Genomic DNA, 18,210 nt, shown 5'->3' on the forward strand with positions numbered 1-18,210 from the left:
CCGGGCCACGCCAAACTGAGTAACAGGTTTTTTATGGCCGGTACCGGTGGATACCCTTTGCTGTAAAACTCGTAGCACTGACCAGCGACGAAGCAGTAAGCGCAGGCTAATATGGCTATGATAAGCATTTATCCGCCTCCTTTATCATTAGGAAAACAATCATTGCCAGCCTTAAAGGTTGATAAGGATGAGTTTTCCAAGATTCATAATTAACTTCAGATAGGGCTGAGTGCGCTTCCCATGAGATTCCGTCAAAGAAGATGCTGATGTAGTTAGCCTCGATTATTGGCCACGCATCTGATGGTCTGTTGCATGGGTCAAATGATGAAGATATTTTTTCTCCATCGACCATAACCAGCTGCTGACCGTTAACTGGGTCTGCTACTTTTTCTCCTAATGCTATCGCTACCATCTCGTTAATTTGCTGGTCACTCATTGCGCTATAATCGATCATGTCTATTACTCCCATAACTTGCTTAAGAATTTAATCCATCCCAAGAAAGCAATCCCGCCACCTACGAATCCGAACCCGGCGACCGTGCTGCTTATGAAAATTACCATTAGCGCCTCAATAAACTTCTTCATGGCTTTCTCCGTGCGCGACGACGCAGCCACATACTGTCAGCGAGGGTCGCGGTATAATTTAGGGTTTTAACTTCGGTAGGTGCTGGTTGCTTCTTGCGGGGAGTGCGGGTCGTTGATTTGAATATCAGCTTCTCTTCTAGTCTGTCCCAGACTGATTTACGCCTTCGAGTCATTACGCCACCTGTTTCTGTTTGTTTGCCTCACCCCAACGCTGCGCCCACTCTATGCGCTCGCGGGACTCATCACTGAACTTAACGCCCTGCTCAGTACCGAACCAGTAGATTGCCTCGATGACATCAACCATTTGCCCTACCCGCATCTTGCTAGTGCGCTGACCGAACATCACAACGCCGCCGCCAATTCCTGGTGCGGTTCGCTGCTCCTGTTTCTGGGCCTTGGCGACAAGCGCGGTGATCATGTCCTTCCAGTCGTCTTCGTCGTATCGCTCTCCATACCAAACGACTTGCAGCGCAAGGTCATGCAGCAGCGGCCACATCTTGCGGTTCTGTGAAAGCGTTCGTTTAGGTGGGGATACTTCGACTTCGATTGGTTTTGACTGGTCTAGCGGTAGGTTTTTTAGGTGCTCTATCAGGTTCTGGCGTATCTGTGGGCTTCTTAGGTAGAAGACCTGCTTGTCCATAGTTACTCCCCTAAAAGTTGTTTCATCCTTGCATAAGTTTTTGGTGCTCGATTCCCAACGGCCCATTCCTGCTTAACCATTTCGACCAACTCATCCCAGTGATCAAGAATTGGTGCGAACTTCTTGCATCGCTTTCCTATTGTTTGGAAGTGGTCACGGATTTCTGGGATGCATTCGACCAGCTTCATGCAGCGGGTTAAGTCGGCCGGGTCCCATGGAGGGCTGAATTGATCGCCATAGAATGGTTTTTTTAGCCCCAGAGCAATCGAAGCCATTGTTGCGGAGCTGACGCCAACTCGCCCCGATGATTGCCATTTCAATACCTTCATCGCTAAATCACGCATTCAGACTCCCCTTTGATTGATAGTCCGATAGAGCGGAGTACCTTGGCGGACTCTTCGATTCCGTCATCGACACCTGATGCATAATCACCCATGTAGCCAAGATCTAGAGCCTCTCTGGTAGTCAGTCCATTTGGCAACTCAACCACGATGCTTGCTCGGCTGGCCTGCCAATATTTCCACATTTTTTGCACCACAGGATTCTTGTACTCGCCTGTCAATGGCCCGCGCTTGAAAACTTCTAACTCTGATCGATCATTTGCTGCTACTTCTTCAAACTGCTTGCGGCTATCTTCGTGTAGCTTATCCATGGTTAACCTCAGGTAAAATTGGGTTCTCACAAACGCGGGTGTATACGCAGTCGTAGACAAACGGGATGAATACAGCGAAGAACTTACGCCAGCTGTCTTCAGCGTAGCCAGTTGATTTATCTATCATCGCTTCAATTGGATTCCGTGGCTGTCGTGGCATTTCCACCTCGTACAAGCGGCAGAAATTAGTCACTAATTCTTCTGTTGCCAGGCATTCTTTTAGGCATTTATTAAAACGAAGGTCGAACATCAGCGTGATCAGGATTCGCTCCGGCAATTCGCTTTTCCGGCTATCCATGGTTATCTCCTTTGCTCTCATCACCGTTTGCTATGATGTCGACACAAACCACAATGCACTCGTTGCAGATACAGGCAAACTCACCTGCAATTAATTTTTTTACCTGATCCCGTGTTTTAGTACAGAAGTGACAGCGCATAACTGGGTTACCTTTTTTCATCAGAAACCGCCCTTCTGTTTCGATGACCGGCGTTCAGTTTCTGCCATTCTGGCTTTAGCCTGGTCTTGGTTGCAGTCGTAAATCGCACCATGGCGCTGCTCAACGAACACAACGCCAGACTGACCATGCCGATTTAGTCTGAGTAGCAGCTCAGTGTCTTGTTGGTTCGCGTTCTCGTCATAGGCACCTTCTCGGTAAATTCCAAGCCAGTAATCGCAGTCCTGCTCGATTTGCCCGGTATCGCGGGAGTCACTCGGGAGTGGCCGCTTATTGGTTCGCTTCTCAAGGTCGCGATTAAGTTGAGTAAGCAGAACGACGACGCAGTTAAGTTCCTTGGCGAGGTTCTTCAGACCCTTGGTGATCATGCCGTAAGCCAGATCGTTTCGTTCCGCCTTCTCAGCCTTCATGAGCGTCAGGTAGTCAACGAGTATCATCCCTACACAACCGCGCTCACGCTTAATCCTGCGGCTTTCAGCAACGATGTGAGCCAGAGACAGGCCGGGAGTGTCATCGATGTACAGGTTTCCGCTCTGCGCGATTTCCAGCCCTTTCGCTGATGCCAGCGCGAACCGGTTGTCGTCGTAGCCGTCGAGATAGAAATTTGACGAACTGACACCTGATGCTTGAGACAACGAGCGTTCGACGAGTTGCTCCTGTGGCATTTCTAGGCTGAAGGCGATCGCCGGTTTGTTCTCTTCCAATGCGCAGTTCAACGCCATTTTCATGTAGAGCGTGGTCTTGCCCATCTTCGGCCGCGCACCCACTACCAGCAGTGAACCATTGACTAGGCCTTTCGGGGCCAAGATGTCATCAAGCGATGGAATGCCTGTTGAAATCCCGACTGCGGTCGGATCATTACCGAGGCGCTTCTCGACAATTCCCACCCAAGAATCGAAAGCCTCAGCAAATGGCACCGCACCGCGAACCGAGCCTACGCGTGACTTGTCTGCGGTATGCATGGCCAGGGATTGCATGGCTTCAAGTTTTTCAGAAGTGGACAGCGTTGACGGGGTATAGAACACCTCGAGCATCTTGTTTGCCTGCTCGATTGCGAAACGCTCCATGGCGGAATCCTTAACCCGGTTTGCGTAGGCGATCACGTTTGCTGCGCTTGGCGTGTTTTTCGAAAGCTCAGCCAGGTATGCGAATCCACCAACGCCCTCCAGTTCACCTGACGCTTCCATTCGGTCTGCCAAAGTCAGCAGGTCGATAGTTTGGCTTTTGCTGTTCATCTCGCGTACAACGCGGTAAATCACAGCGTGCTGCCGGGTGTAGAACATGTCTGCACTCAGGAAAGAAAAAACGCGCTGAACTCGGTCGCTCTGCGCGTCTAGTAGGATTGAGCCAAGCACTGATTGCTCAGACTCGATGCTGCTCGGCGGCAGCCGGTAATCAGACGTCATCACTGTTCCCCTCTCGAACCTTCAAATAAACCTCATCGCTCAGCAAGTAATCAATATTCTTGCAGCGCCACGTCTTACCAGTCTTGGCATCAGGGCGATCACCCAGCATCCAGCGACAGCTAACCGAGATGTAAGCCAGGTAGTCTTCCCATGCCTTCATGCTGAAAGGCGCGTTGTCCAGCTGACGGGTAATCTTCCCTGCTTTCACCCAGAAGGTTTTGATCAGGTTCTTGCGCTTGTCGCTCAATGCTCGAACGCTAGGGCATTCCGGCAGTATCCGATGGTAGGCATCGATAACGTCTTGGCATGAGTGGGTTGGTTTTTTCTGTTCAGGTTTTACGGCTGCTACGGCACTCTCTTTATCTTTAGATAAAGAGTTATTAGTTATATTATTGTTTATGGACAATCGTTGGACATCCGTTGGACAAACATCGCTGGAAGCCGCATTGTTACTGGTGTTTGCATTGGACAATCGTTGGACATCCGTTGGACAATTTGGGAACTGAAAATCGTCATATTTTAGGATGGTTATCAGGCTAAATTTCCTGCCCATCGCCTCGACTTTTAGCATTCCTTTTGACTCGAAGCTGCGAAGTAAACTCTTCACTTTGTTGTCTGGGATGAATGTCTCAGTTACCAGGGTTGGGCGTCCGGTAATCATCTGCCCACGACCAACCATCATCTCACCCACATCGGTGTTAACGATTGCAGGCGAGTAGTTTGCTTTAAGTATCAGATGGAGCCAGAGGTGTACTGCCTGTGAGTCTTTGTACAGTCTGCTATCCATGAATTGACGGTGTATCAAGGCAAACCCCTTACCGGTTGCCTCCGGTGTCACTACGTGGCGCTCCTGCTGCCTGTAGTCGGATAATTTTCTAACGACGCCCATCTTTCTTCACCCCTGCTTTAGCCAGTCTGAAAACGCCAATCAACCTTTCGGCGAATGGCTTATTGCATGCTGCTGTGTAGACAAGACCGTCAGGTGAATCCGGATGCTGCCGTTCCTCTTCTTGCTTGTAATTTCTGCGTTTTAGCGACATAATTACTCCTGTGAATTGATCCAGTCATTCGCACTTAGGCCTTTGAAGTTGCTGCTTCAGAGGCTTTTTTCTTTTTCAATTTCCATCTTTTCCCCAAAACGATTTTGCTTATAGTTGTTTGGCAAACACCAAATTTCTTACCAAGTGCAGTGCCACCAAATTCTTTGTGCCTAGGGATATAGATAGCTAGAATTTCCTCAATCTGTTCCACGCTCAGCTTCGCTTTCCCGTTGCACTCGCCGCTAGCAGACCTACCTCGAGCAACGCGATCCATTACGTTATCCATGGGGGTTCCGGTTTCTAAATGGGTAGGATTAATGCATGAAGGGTTGTCGCACCTATGCCTTATCACGAGCCCATCGATTTCTTTAAGGGTCAACCCAACAGCAACGCAGTAAGCAAACCGATGGGCTAAAATCATTTCTCCCTTCACGATGATTTTTCCGTACCCAGCCGTGTTTTTTGATCCAGTCCAAACTACGCAGTCACTTCTTTCGGCATTTGGTAATATTTCCAGCATTACGCCTCCATGATGCTTCCCGAGCAGCTCGGGGCTTTTTCATTTGATAGATATCCCGCCAGACGCTTAGCCAATTCAGCCATCTCATCATCTGCAACACCCCACTCCAGAACAGCGAGTAGCATTGCCATGCGAGGGACTAGAGACTCTTTCCAGCGAGTTACTTGTGATGGGTTAACGCCTACTGCAGCGGCGATCGATGACACGCCTTTGAGGGCGATTTTGTTCAACAATGTGCTTTCGATACGACGAGCATCATTGCGTGTTTTTGCAGTTTCCATACGTCATACTTCCTTTGTGGTTTAAATAGTTACGTGCGGCATCCGTGGGGATTGCCACTTGGTTATTGGTGGCCACATTGCGGCAGCCGGTAGTGTTGTTAAAGAGCGGTAAAACTATGCAGCTTGTTCTGGGTGCTTAAACAAGTGAGGTAGGTCTGGGCGGATTTGGTAATCCTGGACTTCCCCACCTGTTGCCAGAACGATGGCCTTAACGTTTTCTGGTGCTACTTTTGCTTTACTGTGTAGCCACTTCTGCACCGCAGACTGGCTAACGCCACATGCTACCGCCAGCTTCTTTTGTGTACCGACGATTGCGATGGCGGTTTTAATTACTTGGTTAATTACTGGTTCCATAAAACCACCTCCGTTGTATTCAAGGTATAATATACAACTATAGTTTTATTTTAGCAATACTGTAGTTGTTTGACCCAGTAAAACCGAGGTTGTATTTTCTTGGTTATGAAAATGACTCTTGCTCAACGCTTAAAAGTCGCGATGGCGGCCAAAAACATGACGCAGTCCGCACTAGCTGAAAAAGTTGGTGTGTCACAGGCTGCAATACAGAAGATCACTTCCGGCAAAGCCAAAACATCCACTAAGATTGTGGAGATGGCCGAGGCATTAGACGTGCGTCCTGAATGGCTAAGCAGTCAAAGTGGGCCAATGAAGGATGGCGAGGATGGTATTTCTTCCTTTCATCACCCCGACTCTACAATCCCGCCTGAAAGCGAGTGGGAGAAGGTTGATTCATGGGATAGCAATACCCCTTTACTAAGGGAAGAAGTAGAGGTGCCTTTTTTGCGAGATATTTCTCTCGCCGCTGGGGACGGAAGTTATAACGAAGAAGACTATAACGGATTCAAATTGAGATTCTCCAAAGCCACATTGCGCCGGGTAGGTGCAAGTACCGATGGCAAAGGAGTGCTCTGCTTCCCTGCTCGTGGGAATAGTATGGAGCCGAACATACCAGACGGTACTACGGTTGCGGTCAATACAGATGATAAGCAGATCGTCGATGGAAAAATCTACGCTATAAGCCAGGATGGCTGGAAACGGATCAAGCTTCTTTATCGTGTCGGCCCCGACAGAATCAGCATCAGGAGTTACAATGCTGCAGAACATGAGCCAGAGGAGAAAGGCATTAACGAAGTAGAAATTATTGGACGCGTTTTCTGGTACTCAGTTTTGCTTTGAGCCACACCTCAAGCTCGGTAACCCCGAGCTTTTACGTTTCTGCCCCTCCTAGCCTGCCCCTATCCAGTTTTAATCTGTATCAAATTGCAAAATAAATAAACTTTAATACAACCAAAAACAACCACTTAAAACAACCACGCCATAATTTACAACTACAGTTGTTGACATAAATACAACTATGGTTTTAAATTAGCCCATCGAAACGAAATATCGATGCGGCAGATGGACCTACCAGCCGCGCCAGACATGAAGTCAGGCTGCTTCTTTAACAATCAGATTTGTATGCCGAGAGGTGTACACCAAAGTGCAGTTGGCTTTGGGATGGTGAATGCGAAGGCTGATTCGCAGGTGCTAGGCAGCGCTTACCGCAAGATGTGGAAATTGCCGCCATATCACAGCAAGCCGGAGATCAGCACCGGCCACCATCACCAAAGCCAATCCACTGGAGATTATCTATGAACGCAAAAGAACGTTGCAAGCTGCGCAGAAAGCTCCGTCGGGCTGCTGAACGCGCAGAGTCAACAAGAGATATCAGATTGAGCAAGAGCGTTGCAACGGCTCTTGTAGGAAGCGAGAGAGTGGCTAAGGCGCTGTCGATGATTGACTACAAAGCCTGCCCTAGACCAGTACGCGAATCATCAGAAGGCGGCGCAATGTGTCTTCCAGAGGTAGCGATGTTCGCTGCAGGGTTCCGCAAGAGCCGCAAAGATGCAACGCACACCGTTAAATAAGTAGTTACATGTGCCTTAATTTTGGTACGTCGATGTACTGAATCGGCGGGACTTTATCCATCCGATATTCATTTTTGCATCGAGGACACTGATGAACAAAAAAGTTATTGGACTTAACCGTTTGAATGCTTGGTTGAAGTATAGATATCTTGTACTCGCCGAAGCAATGTGCACAAAGGTAATGAGAATTAACAACCTCATCGGACGAAGGCTTAGGGCGATATACAATAGAGTTACCTGCCGTCGTGTAAAGCTCATAGTTCTCAGCTTGCATAACAAACATCTTGATTTTGTTATTTTCGTCGCGGAGTTGCACCTCGATATCTCGGGACGATTGATACAAACCAGAGAGCTCCGCATTAAGCATTTGTAGCTCAGTTATTTTTTCTGACAGGTTTCCAGCAGCTTCTTTAACCAGGGCATCGTCTCTGCCATCTTTAATTATTTTCAGTAACTCAAATATCTGCTTACCAAGGGCAACGCCTGCCATTACATCCATTTTCATCACTCTTAAACTGTAGGGGTGATTGAAGTTTATCCGATTTCTCGCTGTAGGGGTACAACGGGAATCCTCGCCGCCTGAGAGGATTAACAAAGCAGGCAACTGATTATATTCATTGCGAATTAACACGGGCGTTATGTCTGGGGAAAGCGCAAACACAAAGCCTCTTCGGAGGCTTTTCTTTTACATCAAGCTGCCACTCGGCGGCTTTTTTATTGAGGTCAATATGAACGCCACTGAGTTACGCAATATTCTTGATGACCATAAGGTCTGGGTGACGTCGTTACGTGAAAGCGGATCCAGAGCCAACCTGCGCGATGCCAACCTGTGCGGTGCCAACCTGCGCGGTGCCAACCTGCGCGGTGCCAACCTGTGCGGTGCCAACCTGTGCGGTGCCGACCTGTGCGGTGCCAACCTGCGCGATGCCAACCTGTGCGGTGCCAACCTGCGCGATGCCGACCTGTGCGGTGCCGACCTGTGCGGTGCCAACCTGCGCGATGCCAACCTGTGCGGTGCCAACCTGCGCGATGCCAACCTGCCTGATCACACATTCGTAATCATGGGTGAACCGTACTTCCTGCAGATATCGAATGGCGAACATGTCCGCGCAGGTTGCCAAAATCACACCGTTGAGCAATGGCGCAATTTCACCAAACGAGAAATCGCAGAAATGGACGGCAAGAAGGCGCTGAAATTCTATCCGAGACTGCTGAAGATTATCGATTTCTACCTAGGCGCCGGTGAGCATCCAGACTGGGTTAACGAACCAGAAACTGATACCGAAGAGGCTGCATAACGCGGCCTTTATTTTTAACTGGAGGGTGCGGCATGACTTACAACGCGAAGGTTTGGTTTGGTGTGTTTGCTATCTGCGCCCTCTTCTGGTGCATAGCGGTTATTATTTTGATTGGGGTAGCAAAATGAGCAAAGAAACAGGCGGGCCTGCGTTCCCTGACCATGGAGGTCAATATGATTACACGGGAGGTATGACATTGCGTGACCACTTCGCCGCAAAGGCCATGCATGCCATCATTCGCAGGTATGACGGGCATAGTTTTGGCGGTGGCCCCGAATCTCCTCAATACAAAGAGTTGTCTGAGGATGCCTACCACATTGCTGACGCCATGCTGAAAGCACGCAATAGCTGACCATCCCAAAGCTCGTTATCTAGCGGGCTTGCTGATGTACCAGTAAGAAGATGTAACCCCTCTTATCATCACTTCGGGCTGCCTTGTGCGGCCCATTTTTTTACCCGGAGAAAAGCATGAGCACCCAATTTGATTTTGGTGATTACGCATTTATCGAGCAACTGAGGTACGGAGCGAACAACGAAATGTTCGTTCACAAGGTGGTAAGCCAGATTCGCTCCAATACGTGGGTTGATGTTCCTGTGAAAGTACCAGCAACGGAAGTTATGCATAGCAACATGGAGGATGTTTGTTTATGCATCTGCTGCGGAGTCGATGAAACCGAAGTTAAAAGGTACCGCGTTTCTGACATGAAAAAGAGCCGCATGTAGCGGCTTTTTTATTCCCATCGCTAAGCCAATTTACGAGTTGGTTCAGCAATGAATACCTATCAATCAGGAGTAACCCTATGCAGCAACTTGCCTATGCTGGGTGCCCGCTAATGGGCGCTCAATCAGAAACACTACTCGAAATTATCACTCGCCGTATGCGCTGCATTGGCCGGTGGTTGAAAGACACTCTCAATCAGCGAGGTGAGCCCTAATGGACCTAACCAGAACAATGCAGCTTCTCGCCCTGCTCGCCAAAGAGAAGAACGACAACATGCTTTTCCAGTTAGCTAATTCACTTTTCTATCGGGGGATGAAATGAGCCTCGCAACCACTATCGAGCAAAGCAAAGCCAACCGGCGCGAGCATATCCTTGATGCCCTGCACTACCGCCGCAAGGGCCTTCGAAAAGCCGTGCAATCATGCCTTAACCGTTCAGCTTGGGAAAAGATGAATCAGCGTTATTTTCTCGGTGAGCAACCATTTTAGGAGGCGATATGAGTAAGGAATTCATTCAGAGACTGGCGAAGATACAGAAGGAACTTAATGCACCTAAGAATCAGCGAAACAGTTTCGGGAATTATAACTATCGAAGCTGCGAAGACATTCTGGAAGGCGTAAAGCCATTGCTTGGCGACCTGTTCTTATCAATCAGCGATGAGATTGTGCAGATCGGCGATCGCTTCTATGTGAAAGCGACGGCCACAATCACCGACGGGGAAACGTCGCACTCTACGTCTGCAATGGCTCGTGAATCGCTAACAAAGAAAGGCATGGATGATGCCCAGGTTACCGGCGCAACAAGCTCATATGCTCGGAAATACTGCTTAAATGGATTGTTTGGTATCGATGATGCAAAGGATGCTGATACCGACGAGCACAACAAGCAGATAGTCGCGCAAGACAAGAAGACCGGCAGTAACAAGCCAAGCTCAACCCAAATTCTTTATGCATTTACTGATGCAGCAAGCAAAAAAGTCTCCGTCCATGAACTTAAAGAGGCATTCGGCAAAGCATGGAAAATGCTGGAAGGGACCGAAGAGCAGAGCAAGGCCAAAGACATCTACGAAATTCGCAAAAATGAACTGGAGTTACCCGCCTAATGCACACCATCACAGTACGACTTAATAAAGCAGCTCGCGAGTTCCAAGCCGGTGAGACCATAGGCTTCAACATACGCGCTGGCGTTCAGTATTACGATCGCCAGAAAAAACAGAAAGAGTGGACAAACTACAGCGCCGTTGTGTTCGCAAAGCCCGGGCCACAAGTAGATTACTATCGCAGCGTATTAACAGAGGGGTCTGTTGTTGAGATTTCTGGCGACAACATAAAAGTTGATGTTTATGACGGACAGAACGGGCAGTCAATTACCCTGGAATTGCTTAACGCAAAATTAGGGTTTGCCCAATCAGGCCAAAGTCAGGGAAAGCCTCAGCAGCAAAATTCAGGGCAGCACTCGAGTCAGCAAAGCCCTCCCGATGACTGGGATATCCCGTTCTAATCCACCCTCCCCGCAGGTAACACCAATGACCAAACAAGAGCTATACACTGCAATCGCGGTGGACGTCCTCGCGGCCATGGACTGTGCCGAACGGGGAGAATCACACTGGCGAGTTAACGGAATGATGGCAAGGACTGCTGCTCATTTCGCAGCCTTCAACCCACCATGCCCCGATCATCTCCTACCACCTGAACGCAGGCCATTCAGTAGGGATAACCCCTACACACCTACAGCAAGTGAACCAACCGGACAAGTACAGACGGTTGTTCGGATTGTTGGTACCTGCTGGGAGTTCCCTGACGGTACGAGAATCCCAAAATTTTGGGCCGCCGACCAGAAAGCCAAGTCACTCGGAATGGTGCTGGAGAAACGCAAAGACTGGCGATTCAGCGTCAACGAATAACTCCACTCCGGAGGTCATCATGAGCACCCACCCTCTTCATGCGAATAACTTTCGCAGAGAAGCCCTTTCTCACGGAAACGTGATGACGTCTCCGGGGAAGGTTATTTCTGCATTCAAGCTGGAGAATCTCAGTCGGGAGTCACCGCTGGCTAAACTAGGCTGGACGCAGTACCTGCCAGTCGATGGACTGCACTCCCCTGACGGCAATTACACCTACGTCTATCAGCTATTCACTGACAGCTACAGGGTGATTCACACGGTCGTCAAAGAGGATGACCTACCCTGCAGCAAGCTGATGCCTGGTGAAGTCCAGTACCTGAACCATCTACTGATTAACGTAGGCAAAGACAAGCCAGATATGGCTGAGCTGCGTTTTAAGGCATCTATCTTTCTGGGAGAAGAACTGGCGTCAATCGTCAATCCATTCTCGTTTAACACAGCCATTAAAAACGCTATCCAGCGCGGATATCGGCTAACGCCAACCCAGATAGAGCAGCAGTTGGTTAGCTTTGACGGCTACTCAGCTGAAGAAATTAAGTTCATCACCGAGCGACTCGGAAAGGTATCCGCTGCAGAAATAGCCAAGGTATGCCAGCGACCCTATCAGTCAATTGTCACATGGGCTAATGAGCACGGTTTCTCCTCGGCATTCCACTATCAAGCGTGGAGCCAGGACGACGAAGACCAACTCGCGACCCTCTATCAGGCAGGTTATTCCATCAGCCAAATAACCGAAATTATGAGCCGTGATTCCAAACGAATCGTCAGTCGCATTGCTGTGCTCATCGCCAGTGGACGGTACCCAGATATGAAGCCAAGGCCACGCGGCCGCATGCCAAAAATCAAACACGAAAATCAAGGGTGAACAATGAACGTATACGAAACAAAACGATATGAACCTGGTTTCAGCTATGAGTCAGGACTCCCCGGCATGTTTGAAACTTCGAAGGGCGGCTACGTGGCACACGGTGACTATGCAACGTTGTTTTCTGAGCTGGAAGGTGTGAAAGCTGAGCGCGATGCGCTGGCTGTGGAGAATGCGGCGTTGAAGGAATCTTCCGCCGATCTCCGTAGGCAGGCATTCAACGGTTGCCGAAACTCTCACAACTGCGGCCCATTCCAATACTCGGATCTGTGCGAGTCGATTATTGAAGCGACCAAGACCGAAACCCCAGCCACTGACGCAGCACTTGCAGCTATCCAGGCGCAGGGGGTGGAGAAGGCCATCGAACGCCTGATGAATATGTTCGCAAGCACTGGGCACATTGGCATCCCTGTCATGGCTCTTGAATGTCTAGCTAAAGAGCTGCGGGAGGCCAAATGAAAATCACCGAAACCAAAGTTCAGAGCCTCGAAATCACAGAAGTCGAACGCCTTGACCCTATCCGCGTTATGGCTGAGAACTACGAGCCAGGCAAAGGCCGCATCACTATCACCTGCTATGGCAAGGCATGGACGTCTGCATGGTTTGCGATGGGTGGCGACACCGTACAGGCGTTTTTCATTCGCGTATCGAATGACTATCTGATCGGCAATTTTGCCCCGCAGCTAAACAGCGAAGTCGATGACGACAACGAAGCGAACCTGGAGTTTGTGAAGCAGGAAATCTGCAAGCTGCGTCGTGATGACGAACTATCGCGTGCTGACGCTCGCAAACTATGGGGTGAATGCGAATACACCGACGACGTAAAGGAATACGTCTGCTCAAGGGGTGTTTCTTCGCCAACGTGTTTATTTGGTGATGACCCTTGGTATGCGCGCTGGCCTACCGTCCCTAATCACGAATACCAGTACCTGGAACGAATTCTGGATGTTGTACGTGAAGCACTGAAGCAAGTGGAGGCCAAATGAAAGAGCGCGACATCGAAAATCTTAATGACCACGAACTTGCCGACCTGAAAAGCGGCGTGGAGCGTGAACTCAAACGCCGCGAAGACGGACCGAAAGTAATCACGTATTACGTGCTTTCCTGCATCACCGAGGTTGAACATTTCGTTGATATGGATTCCGCACTGCGTTGCTTAGCCTTTCGCACAGAAGGCCTACAGAAATGGGTTGCCGAAGGCCAGGAAGGCCGTGATTACGTGAATAAATGCACGGGTATCGTCGGCGTTACGTTCCGAGTTAAAGAAATGAACCTCGACCATTTCAACATGCAAGTAGCTGCGAAATATTTCGATGACATCTGCTATCCGGATCCGGAGGTGCGTGATGCCAGCAAATGAACTGAAGCCCTGCCCGTTCTGCGGTGCGGGTGAAACGTTTATAGCTCCTAATCAGAACTGGACTGGCATGCGCTACGCAATTCACTCGTATGCGTTGCGCCATATCTGCACCGATCGAGCAGTAATAACTATGACCCGCAACACTGAGGTGCTGCTTATTGCTGCATGGAACCAGCGGGCCGAGGCCCAGGAGAAAGCATTATGAGCAAGATAAAAACGATGGGTGCCAGCCCGCTGACCGGGAATATTTATTACGGCACGGTAGACATGGATAAGTCCCGTTACGTAGGAAAGAAAACTGATGTGACAGATATGGCATGTGAGGCTGTTGCTGAACACCTGTTTCACACGCAAAAGAGCAAGGTTTACCGCCTCAAGGATGGTCGTGAATTGGTGATAAGCGTACAGGTTCGGGAGGTCAAAGATGGACAATAAGCTGAGCGAACTGAAAGCGGCAGCCGCGAAATATTCTCTGACGCTCAAGGCTCATCGGGAAAACCCAAGAGATATCGATTCTATTAAGGCTTGGGACGAAGCAGATGCCGAATTATCCCGGCTCACAAGCCACGATGAAACAAACATCATCATCGCCCTGCTGGCAGACAATGAGGCGAAGGATAAGCGCATCGCCGAGCTTGAGCAAGACGAACTAGCAACGCGGGCCTCTAGTCGTGCGGTGCATGAAGCACAGGAAAACCATATCAACCAGCAGCAGGACATAATCGAATCGCTTGAGAAGAAAAACGTCGATTTAGGGCGAGCGTTGGGAGCGGCAGAAAAGCGCATCGCCGTGCTGGAACGTGAACGCGATAATTGGCAGGCGGAAACTTTGGCAATGCGTGATTCCTGGCGTGAAGAACGCGCCGAGCTGGAAGCCAAGCTGGCTACGCCTGTAAGTAGCGGTTACAAATTGCCAGCAGACTGGCGGCTCGATGAATCAACGGGCGCTAAAATTCTCATGTACAAGGACTGCAGCGTTATCGAAGACCAGCAAGCTGAGTATGTCCTATCGCTTATTCAGGCAGCGGCACCGGAGGGCGGCAATTGACTCTCACACCACCGTATTTATACTGTATGTATAAACAGTATTTATTGTGGTGTAAGCATGACAACAAAAAACGGACTCGGCTATCAAGTCGTCTATCGCGGCGAAACTCTTCCCAATTTCGTAGAAGGTGGATGGGTGTTCTTCCAGCGCCTCAAGGAGTACGGCGGCGGCTACTGGCTCGGGCGAACCTATCACGATGTGTTCATTCTGGAGTATGATCGACCAACTTCACTGTACGACGGGATATTGTTCATTTTCGAAATGAAGAGAGTCGAGCGAGGCTACACTGCATTCGACGATGACTTTACCCTTACATAGGATTTGGCTATGTCATACAACCTAGGCGACAAGTCGCCAGAAGAGCGTGAGAAGGTTAACGTAGATTTGGCGGCATCAGGCGTGGCATACAAGGAGCGTATGAATATGCCAGTGATAGCTGATCAGGTTGAGTCTGAGCAGCCTGAAAGCCAGCGTGAGTATTTCCGCGAACGCCTGCAGCACTATCGCGGAGTTAGCGCTAAGCTTCCAGGGCCAAACGATCCGCGCTATCAGCAGATGACTGATGCTAACGGAAAGAAATGACCGCAACAAAAGGAGAGGTAGTAATGGAAGTAGATTATTTGCTCATCGAAGCTGATAAGACTGCCTCGATTCATCGAGCAGAGAGAAATGACAATGTGGTTTATGTACCCCAAGTGAATAATCAGGATATGGAGGATGGAAAGGAACCTATATACAGGAATGGATTCAAGACTTATGGAGTTCATATTCACAAATCCGGGGATGGCAATCGTTATCTTGTTGGGGTTTCCGGAGGACAGATAGATAGCCATGAGATAGATCAGATTTTATTCGCTATAAAGAATAAGCCTGCCCCACTCTAGTTCATAAAAGGTTCGATGCAGCCTCGCATTTGCGGGGTTTTTTATTACCAAAAATCTAGGAGCACATCATGACAGACACTTTTGAAAAGTGGCTGGATGAGCTTATTCAAAATCCAGCAACAGGGTTAACCGAAGCGCGGAGAAGGGTTCTGAGCATCCCCCGCACAGACTTTGCGCGTGAAGTATGGAAAGACTGCCTCAAGGCCAGGAAAGGCAAGGCAGCCAAGTAACCTCTCTCGGAGTATCCCTTATGACAATTCACAACCTACCTACTGAGAAGCGATTCCCAGTAGAGCGTGAGCTTGGCCTGCGTATAGCCGAGCTAATCAGCGAATACCACGGCCAGTTGTCATCGGTGGCCACCGTCGTAATTTTAGAAGTCGTCAAAAACGATTTGTTGAATAAAGGTGGGAAAGAAAATGTGCGATGAATTCGAAGCAGCAAGCGAGTTGGAAACATTTTTGCGTGATGTGGCGCTGGCAAACAGAAAGCCACCGGTGACGTTTACTGGGTTCTGTGCAAGCGAGTGGTGCAGGGAAAAGATAGCTAAAGGGATGTTCTGTGATGAAGGGTGCCGGGAAGATCACCGGCTACAACAGCTGGAGAAGATAAACAAACGGAGGGTGGCAGCATGATTATCAAAAGTTCATGTCTGGATGCTGTGGTTACTGTGGCATTGCTAGTGATTTGCGTGATTGTGCTGGGCTGGGGATTCTATGGATAGGATGCTGCAATGGATACAACGATAGAGAACGCTATCAGGTCTGTAGCCCGACGATGCAGGACTGAAATCATTGCCCAGACCGAAGGCAAGCCGAAGCAACTGCACGACCCTATCACCACCGAAATTCTAAACTCTCACGCCAAGAAAATCACCGCAATTCCTCCAGGTAAATTCAGCGCAAAATTATGGCTGAGTTATTACGTGCATCTCATAGATAAGGAGTCTCATTAATGAAAGCAGAAGAAATGTTAACCAGCGAAGACATCCGGTCTCTGCTGAAAATTTCCAACTCGTCAATGCACAGACTGCGACATAGAGACGTAAATCCATTCCCTGAGCCTGATTTTTACGGCGTCGGTTCAGCTAACAAATGGTTTACTTCAAAAGTCGCAGAATGGCAGCTTGCAGAGAGTCAGCGAGCTAAGATCAAGCCAGCCGAGCACTTACACGAAAAAACTAGGCGGTTTTCTCGTCGCGCTGCTTGAACTCGACAACATCCGGATTAACGATCGCCATCAGCTTAGCGAGCCACCTATCATAAGCAACAGTCATTTCCTTCATGTAGTCATGCCTATCATAGACAGACCACACGCCAGGGAGTTTGTGCCCAAGCATAACCTCAGCAACGTGTGGCTCAGTGATACTAGACCACATCGTCCGCGCTGTACGCCGCAAATCGTGAATAGTGAAGGGCTTAAACTCTGGGTGGTTCTTTCTTATCGCCTTGTTAAGCCCTGCTATCACCGTCACGTGAGCACTTGCCTTTAAAGGTATCTCTTTGGTGGAAAAAACGAACCTACCCGGAGATGCCTTCACCCTTCTTTTTACTATCTCCCCAACAAATTCATTCATTGGCCTAACTATGGGCCGTTTGGTATCCAGTCCAGTTTTGTGATTCTCTGGAGGGACTGTCCATGTCATCTTGTCAAAATCAAAATGGCCCTCCTCTGCCAGCCTGAGCTCTCCAACGCGGCACCCATAAAACAGGCATAGCCTGATAAGGTCTTTGTTGCTTTGCGTTATCCTGCCACCATCTATGGCATGCCAGGCGATAGAAATCTCTTCAGCAGACAGCGAGCGTTCGACAGATTTTGGTTTGATGCCAAAGTCAGAAGCGTTTATCTCCAGCAATGGGTTTTCATCGACTAACTGTCGCTTCTTGGCCCATGAATAGCACCGCTTCGCATTTGATATCAGCTTTACTGCGGTTTCTGCTTGTGACTTCGCAACCCTTTCCAGTGTAGTGATCCAAGTATGGATGGTGATTCTGCTCGCAGGGAGGTCGCCAATAATCGGAAAAATGTGGATTTCAAACGTTCTGAGAATTTGATCTCCGGTTACTGTCGTCGATTTTAGCAACCCATGCCATTCACGATACAGGCTCTCGAAAGACTGCCCCCTCCTCGTCTCATCAATCAGTTTTGAGTGCTTTGGGCTGTCACCGTTAGCCACAAGAGTAGAAAACCTTGCAGCTTCCGCCCTTGCATCTTTCAGCCCAATTGCGGGGTAACTCCCAATCGTCACCTTGTCAGCCTTGCCATTCAGCCGGTACCGATAGAAGAATGTAATAGAGCCCTTGACTGAAATTCGCACCCACAGACCGTCGCGATCAGACTTCTCTTCAATCTTGTCACGCGCCTTACCAAGCTTGGATTTTAAGAATGAGTCAGATAGAGCCATTGTTAGCACCATATTCGCAGAAAGAAAATTCTAACGAGTATAGGCAATGGACATACGGATGGACACAACCAATGAGGATTATATATAAAATGTGGTGGGATGGGTTGGGATGCCATAAAAAGAAAAGGCCCGCTCCATCTCGTCTCAACACCAATTTTTGGCATGGGTTGATAATGAGTAGAGCGAGCCACCTCGTCCCGACACAGGAAGAAGGTAATGGTGT

The 18,210-nt window shown here is 49.1% G+C and carries 37 protein-coding genes; 22 read left to right on the forward strand and 15 right to left on the reverse strand.

Annotated elements, in window-relative coordinates:
* Nucleotides 1-115: 115 nt before the first annotated feature.
* The 13 genes from M495_RS14210 to M495_RS14255 all read right to left on the reverse strand — a co-directional run bounded on the left by M495_RS14210 (nt 116) and on the right by M495_RS14255 (nt 5,921).
* Nucleotides 116-454: a phage protein NinX family protein gene (locus M495_RS14210; protein WP_041415461.1), complete on the reverse strand. Its 339-nt coding sequence runs from the start codon at nt 452-454 to the stop codon at nt 116-118.
* A 127-nt stretch (nt 455-581) separates the two neighbouring features.
* The gene (locus tag M495_RS25590; RefSeq protein ID WP_020827362.1) at nt 582-758 is read right to left on the reverse strand and encodes a NinE family protein; all 177 of its coding nucleotides are present in this window, start codon (nt 756-758) and stop codon (nt 582-584) included.
* Nucleotides 758-1,225 (reverse strand): recombination protein NinB, encoded by a 468-nt coding sequence (locus tag M495_RS14215; RefSeq protein WP_020827363.1) that lies wholly within the window; start codon nt 1,223-1,225, stop codon nt 758-760. Before M495_RS14215 ends, M495_RS25590 begins: the two co-directional genes overlap by 1 nt.
* A gap of 2 nt (nt 1,226-1,227) precedes the next feature.
* A complete protein-coding gene (locus tag M495_RS14220; protein ID WP_020827364.1) occupies nt 1,228-1,569 on the reverse strand; it encodes a hypothetical protein in 342 nt (113 codons plus the stop codon).
* Nucleotides 1,557-1,877 (reverse strand): hypothetical protein, encoded by a 321-nt coding sequence (locus M495_RS14225; protein WP_020827365.1) that lies wholly within the window; start codon nt 1,875-1,877, stop codon nt 1,557-1,559. The genes M495_RS14220 and M495_RS14225 overlap by 13 nt, the downstream gene beginning before the upstream one ends.
* Nucleotides 1,870-2,175: a hypothetical protein gene (locus M495_RS14230; protein WP_020827366.1), complete on the reverse strand. Its 306-nt coding sequence runs from the start codon at nt 2,173-2,175 to the stop codon at nt 1,870-1,872. The genes M495_RS14225 and M495_RS14230 overlap by 8 nt, the downstream gene beginning before the upstream one ends.
* Nucleotides 2,168-2,335, reverse strand: coding sequence for a ClpX C4-type zinc finger protein (locus M495_RS25055; RefSeq protein ID WP_081667704.1), 168 nt, complete (start codon nt 2,333-2,335; stop codon nt 2,168-2,170). Before M495_RS25055 ends, M495_RS14230 begins: the two co-directional genes overlap by 8 nt.
* A complete protein-coding gene (locus M495_RS14235) occupies nt 2,335-3,738 on the reverse strand; it encodes a DnaB-like helicase C-terminal domain-containing protein (protein ID WP_020827367.1) in 1,404 nt (467 codons plus the stop codon). The genes M495_RS25055 and M495_RS14235 overlap by 1 nt, the downstream gene beginning before the upstream one ends.
* Nucleotides 3,728-4,627 carry a hypothetical protein gene (locus tag M495_RS14240; RefSeq protein WP_020827368.1) on the reverse strand — a complete coding sequence of 300 codons (900 nt, stop codon included), beginning with the start codon at nt 4,625-4,627 and terminating at the stop codon, nt 3,728-3,730. Before M495_RS14240 ends, M495_RS14235 begins: the two co-directional genes overlap by 11 nt.
* Nucleotides 4,614-4,778 carry a hypothetical protein gene (locus tag M495_RS25840; protein ID WP_020827369.1) on the reverse strand — a complete coding sequence of 55 codons (165 nt, stop codon included), beginning with the start codon at nt 4,776-4,778 and terminating at the stop codon, nt 4,614-4,616. The genes M495_RS14240 and M495_RS25840 overlap by 14 nt, the downstream gene beginning before the upstream one ends.
* A gap of 34 nt (nt 4,779-4,812) precedes the next feature.
* On the reverse strand, nt 4,813-5,298 hold the full coding sequence (locus tag M495_RS24685) for an HNH endonuclease (protein ID WP_020827370.1): 486 nt from the start codon (nt 5,296-5,298) through the stop codon (nt 4,813-4,815).
* Nucleotides 5,298-5,579 (reverse strand): CII family transcriptional regulator, encoded by a 282-nt coding sequence (locus tag M495_RS14250; RefSeq protein ID WP_020827371.1) that lies wholly within the window; start codon nt 5,577-5,579, stop codon nt 5,298-5,300. The genes M495_RS24685 and M495_RS14250 overlap by 1 nt, the downstream gene beginning before the upstream one ends.
* Nucleotides 5,580-5,693: 114 nt before the next feature.
* Nucleotides 5,694-5,921 (reverse strand): transcriptional regulator, encoded by a 228-nt coding sequence (locus M495_RS14255; protein WP_041415468.1) that lies wholly within the window; start codon nt 5,919-5,921, stop codon nt 5,694-5,696.
* A 117-nt stretch (nt 5,922-6,038) separates the two neighbouring features.
* Here M495_RS14255 and M495_RS14260 point away from each other — a divergent pair, with 117 nt between their 5' ends.
* Complete coding sequence (locus tag M495_RS14260) at nt 6,039-6,773, forward strand: S24 family peptidase (protein ID WP_020827373.1); 735 nt, start codon at nt 6,039-6,041, stop codon at nt 6,771-6,773.
* 455 nt (nt 6,774-7,228) lie between these two features.
* Nucleotides 7,229-7,504: a transcriptional antitermination N peptide gene (locus M495_RS14270; RefSeq protein ID WP_020827375.1), complete on the forward strand. Its 276-nt coding sequence runs from the start codon at nt 7,229-7,231 to the stop codon at nt 7,502-7,504.
* A gap of 4 nt (nt 7,505-7,508) precedes the next feature.
* On the opposite strand, the gene M495_RS14275 is transcribed toward M495_RS14270, so the two are convergent.
* On the reverse strand, nt 7,509-8,165 hold the full coding sequence (locus tag M495_RS14275; RefSeq protein ID WP_236615013.1) for a hypothetical protein: 657 nt from the start codon (nt 8,163-8,165) through the stop codon (nt 7,509-7,511).
* 67 nt (nt 8,166-8,232) lie between these two features.
* Here M495_RS14275 and M495_RS14280 point away from each other — a divergent pair, with 67 nt between their 5' ends.
* The 20 genes from M495_RS14280 (at nt 8,233) to xis (ending at nt 16,792) form a co-directional block, all read left to right on the forward strand.
* A complete protein-coding gene (locus M495_RS14280) occupies nt 8,233-8,802 on the forward strand; it encodes a pentapeptide repeat-containing protein (RefSeq protein WP_020827377.1) in 570 nt (189 codons plus the stop codon).
* A gap of 124 nt (nt 8,803-8,926) precedes the next feature.
* Complete coding sequence (locus M495_RS14285; protein ID WP_020827379.1) at nt 8,927-9,154, forward strand: hypothetical protein; 228 nt, start codon at nt 8,927-8,929, stop codon at nt 9,152-9,154.
* Between the two features lie 116 nt (nt 9,155-9,270).
* Nucleotides 9,271-9,525, forward strand: a complete 255-nt coding sequence (locus M495_RS14290) for a hypothetical protein (protein WP_020827380.1) — start codon at nt 9,271-9,273, stop codon at nt 9,523-9,525.
* A 77-nt stretch (nt 9,526-9,602) separates the two neighbouring features.
* Nucleotides 9,603-9,737: a protease FtsH-inhibitory lysogeny factor CIII gene (locus M495_RS25595; protein ID WP_020827381.1), complete on the forward strand. Its 135-nt coding sequence runs from the start codon at nt 9,603-9,605 to the stop codon at nt 9,735-9,737.
* Nucleotides 9,738-9,840: 103 nt separating this feature from the next.
* Entirely contained in the window at nt 9,841-10,011 is a 171-nt protein-coding gene (locus M495_RS25845) for a hypothetical protein (RefSeq protein ID WP_020827383.1), read from the forward strand.
* A gap of 8 nt (nt 10,012-10,019) precedes the next feature.
* Entirely contained in the window at nt 10,020-10,625 is a 606-nt protein-coding gene (locus M495_RS14295; RefSeq protein ID WP_020827384.1) for an ERF family protein, read from the forward strand.
* Nucleotides 10,625-11,023, forward strand: a complete 399-nt coding sequence (locus M495_RS14300; RefSeq protein WP_020827385.1) for a hypothetical protein — start codon at nt 10,625-10,627, stop codon at nt 11,021-11,023. Before M495_RS14295 ends, M495_RS14300 begins: the two co-directional genes overlap by 1 nt.
* Nucleotides 11,024-11,445: 422 nt before the next feature.
* Nucleotides 11,446-12,291 (forward strand): hypothetical protein, encoded by an 846-nt coding sequence (locus M495_RS14310; RefSeq protein WP_020827387.1) that lies wholly within the window; start codon nt 11,446-11,448, stop codon nt 12,289-12,291.
* Nucleotides 12,292-12,294: 3 nt separating this feature from the next.
* Nucleotides 12,295-12,750 carry a hypothetical protein gene (locus tag M495_RS14315; RefSeq protein ID WP_020827388.1) on the forward strand — a complete coding sequence of 152 codons (456 nt, stop codon included), beginning with the start codon at nt 12,295-12,297 and terminating at the stop codon, nt 12,748-12,750.
* Nucleotides 12,747-13,277 (forward strand): hypothetical protein, encoded by a 531-nt coding sequence (locus M495_RS14320; protein ID WP_020827389.1) that lies wholly within the window; start codon nt 12,747-12,749, stop codon nt 13,275-13,277. The genes M495_RS14315 and M495_RS14320 overlap by 4 nt, the downstream gene beginning before the upstream one ends.
* Nucleotides 13,274-13,651 carry a DUF5448 family protein gene (locus M495_RS14325; RefSeq protein ID WP_020827390.1) on the forward strand — a complete coding sequence of 126 codons (378 nt, stop codon included), beginning with the start codon at nt 13,274-13,276 and terminating at the stop codon, nt 13,649-13,651. The genes M495_RS14320 and M495_RS14325 overlap by 4 nt, the downstream gene beginning before the upstream one ends.
* Complete coding sequence (locus tag M495_RS25850) at nt 13,638-13,856, forward strand: Lar family restriction alleviation protein (RefSeq protein WP_020827391.1); 219 nt, start codon at nt 13,638-13,640, stop codon at nt 13,854-13,856. The genes M495_RS14325 and M495_RS25850 overlap by 14 nt, the downstream gene beginning before the upstream one ends.
* Nucleotides 13,853-14,086 carry a DUF7446 family protein gene (locus M495_RS14335; RefSeq protein ID WP_020827392.1) on the forward strand — a complete coding sequence of 78 codons (234 nt, stop codon included), beginning with the start codon at nt 13,853-13,855 and terminating at the stop codon, nt 14,084-14,086. The genes M495_RS25850 and M495_RS14335 overlap by 4 nt, the downstream gene beginning before the upstream one ends.
* Nucleotides 14,076-14,699 carry a hypothetical protein gene (locus M495_RS14340; RefSeq protein ID WP_020827393.1) on the forward strand — a complete coding sequence of 208 codons (624 nt, stop codon included), beginning with the start codon at nt 14,076-14,078 and terminating at the stop codon, nt 14,697-14,699. The genes M495_RS14335 and M495_RS14340 overlap by 11 nt, the downstream gene beginning before the upstream one ends.
* Nucleotides 14,700-14,756: 57 nt before the next feature.
* Entirely contained in the window at nt 14,757-15,017 is a 261-nt protein-coding gene (locus tag M495_RS14345) for a hypothetical protein (RefSeq protein ID WP_020827394.1), read from the forward strand.
* 9 nt (nt 15,018-15,026) lie between these two features.
* The gene (locus M495_RS14350) at nt 15,027-15,281 is read left to right on the forward strand and encodes a DNA polymerase III subunit theta (RefSeq protein ID WP_020827395.1); all 255 of its coding nucleotides are present in this window, start codon (nt 15,027-15,029) and stop codon (nt 15,279-15,281) included.
* Nucleotides 15,282-15,304: 23 nt separating this feature from the next.
* Nucleotides 15,305-15,583, forward strand: a complete 279-nt coding sequence (locus tag M495_RS14355) for a hypothetical protein (RefSeq protein ID WP_020827396.1) — start codon at nt 15,305-15,307, stop codon at nt 15,581-15,583.
* Nucleotides 15,584-15,651: 68 nt separating this feature from the next.
* Nucleotides 15,652-15,813 carry a hypothetical protein gene (locus tag M495_RS25855; RefSeq protein ID WP_020827397.1) on the forward strand — a complete coding sequence of 54 codons (162 nt, stop codon included), beginning with the start codon at nt 15,652-15,654 and terminating at the stop codon, nt 15,811-15,813.
* A 20-nt stretch (nt 15,814-15,833) separates the two neighbouring features.
* Complete coding sequence (locus tag M495_RS14360) at nt 15,834-16,013, forward strand: hypothetical protein (RefSeq protein WP_020827398.1); 180 nt, start codon at nt 15,834-15,836, stop codon at nt 16,011-16,013.
* A gap of 524 nt (nt 16,014-16,537) precedes the next feature.
* Nucleotides 16,538-16,792, forward strand: a complete 255-nt coding sequence (xis, locus tag M495_RS14375) for an excisionase Xis (protein WP_041414676.1) — start codon at nt 16,538-16,540, stop codon at nt 16,790-16,792.
* On the opposite strand, the gene M495_RS14380 is transcribed toward xis, so the two are convergent.
* Nucleotides 16,764-17,987, reverse strand: coding sequence for a tyrosine-type recombinase/integrase (locus tag M495_RS14380; protein WP_020827401.1), 1,224 nt, complete (start codon nt 17,985-17,987; stop codon nt 16,764-16,766). The genes xis and M495_RS14380 overlap by 29 nt on opposite strands.
* Nucleotides 17,988-18,210 lie beyond the last annotated feature (223 nt).

This window comes from Serratia liquefaciens ATCC 27592 (genome assembly GCF_000422085.1).
Lineage (GTDB): Bacteria > Pseudomonadota > Gammaproteobacteria > Enterobacterales > Enterobacteriaceae > Serratia > Serratia liquefaciens.